The 786-nt window shown below is 71.8% G+C and carries 1 protein-coding gene; it reads right to left on the bottom strand.

All coding sequences use genetic code 11. The features are described 5' to 3' along the window. On the bottom strand, positions 1 to 786 hold a 786-nt coding region (locus J0695_RS39290; protein ID WP_206969638.1), incomplete at both ends, for an ADP-ribosylglycohydrolase family protein.

The raw sequence follows: 786 nt of genomic DNA, 5'->3' as shown, positions 1-786 counted from the left end.
GACGTGGAGCGAGTGGTGGTGGGCGTGGACGGCGTGGGGGTTGTCGGCGACGGCGTCGAGGTCGGTGGGGCGGGGGTGGGCGCGGGCTGTCTCGATGCCGTGGCGGATGGCTTGGGCCAGGCGGGAGTCGGGGGGAACGGCGGCCAGGCCTGATTGCAGGCACTGGTGGATGTCGTGGTCGCCGGTGGCCGCGGCCGCGATGGTGGCGGCGACGAACATGGCGCCGTACACACCGTTGGCGGTGTGGGTGAGGGCGGCGTCGCGGTGGGCCTGTTCGGCGGCTGCGGCCGGGTCGCCGGGGTTGGTCCAGCCGTGGATGTCGGCGCGGATCGAGGCGCCGATCCATTCGCGGAAGGGGTTGTGGTGCGTGGCGGTGTGCGGGGGCTCGATGCCGAGGAGGAGGTTGCGGTAGGCGATGCGTTCGGCGGTGAACGTGCGGGCCGCGGGGAGTTCGTCGAGCCAGAGCTGGGCCACGTGGGCGGTGGTGAAGCGGCGGGTGTGGCGCTGGAGGAGGAGCAGGTTGAGGAGGGGGTAGTTGAGGTCGTCGTCCTCGGGCATGCCGTTGATGTTCTCGGCGAGGGAGGTGGGGGCGGAGCGTTTGTTCCAGGGGTGTTCGTGGAGGAGGGCGTCGGGGACGCCCTCGGCGGTGAACCAGGTGGTCAGGGGCCAGTTGCCGGTGGCCTTGGCGAGGCTGCGGATGGCTTGGAGGGGGAGTTTTTCTACTGGCTTGCCCAGGAGGCAGCCTGCGGCTCTGCCGAGCCAGGCGGCGTGGAGGCGGGGGAGGAG

The sequence above is a fragment of the Streptomyces beijiangensis genome (assembly GCF_017315755.1).
Lineage (GTDB): Bacteria > Actinomycetota > Actinomycetes > Streptomycetales > Streptomycetaceae > Streptomyces > Streptomyces beijiangensis.
The sequence above is the reverse complement of the archived record's forward strand: the minus strand, read 5'-3'. Positions and strand labels throughout refer to the sequence as shown.